Source organism: Micromonospora sp. D75 (genome assembly GCF_018070405.1).
GTDB classification, from domain to species: Bacteria; Actinomycetota; Actinomycetes; order Mycobacteriales; family Micromonosporaceae; genus Micromonospora; species Micromonospora chalcea.
The window spans coordinates 1-698 of sequence record NZ_JAGPXV010001127.1 but is presented as its reverse complement, the minus strand read 5'-3'; the positions used below and the strand labels follow the sequence as shown (position 1 = coordinate 698).

1 protein-coding gene and 1 pseudogene are annotated in these 698 nt (G+C 77.2%); both read right to left on the bottom strand.

Annotated features, from left to right (window positions below):
- A pseudogene (locus KBX39_RS32460) lies at window positions 1–214 on the bottom strand (DUF58 domain-containing protein); the annotation flags it as partial.
- A partial coding sequence (locus KBX39_RS32455) for a MoxR family ATPase (RefSeq protein WP_210874248.1) occupies window positions 211–698 on the bottom strand: 488 nt, incomplete at its 5' end. The gene KBX39_RS32455 and the pseudogene KBX39_RS32460, both read right to left, overlap by 4 nt.

The window sequence follows — 698 nt, the reverse complement described above, 5'->3', positions numbered from 1 at the left end:
GGTGCAGCGTGACGGTGGCGGTGCCGCCGAGCCGGACCGTACGGTCGCCGGAGCGGGTCACGGTGAGCGCGTGCGGCGGGGCGGCCATCGCCCGGTCGAGCGCCACCAGCAGCAGCACCACGACGGTCAGCACGGCCACCCCGACGAACGGCGCCGGCCAGAACGGCAGCGTCAGCGCGCCCAGGCCGAGCAGCAGACCCGCCCGCCAGGTCATCGCGGCGTCGGCACGGTGGCCAGCACCGAGTCCAGCACCGTGTCCACGGTCACGCCCTCCAGTTCCGCCTCCGGGCGCGGCCGCAGCCGGTGCCGCAGCGTGGGCCGGGCCACCGCCTTCACGTCGTCCGGCGTGACGTGGTCCCGGCCGGCCAGCCAGGACCACGCCTTGGCGGTGTTCAGCAGCGCGGTGGCGCCCCGGGGCGACGCGCCCAGCTCCAGCGCCGGGGCGGAGCGGGTGCCCCGGCACACGTCCACGATGTAGCCGAGCACCGGCTCGGCCACGTGCACCCGCTGCACCTCGGCCCGGGCCGCGGCCAGGTCCGCCGCACCGGCCACCGGGCGTACGCCGGCGGCACGCAGGTCACGCGGGTCGAAACCGGCGTGGTGCGCGCGGAGCACACCCAGCTCCTCCTCCCGCTCCGGCAGCGGCACCGTCAGCTTGAGCAGGAAGCGGTCGAGCTGCGCCTCGGGCAGCGGGTAGG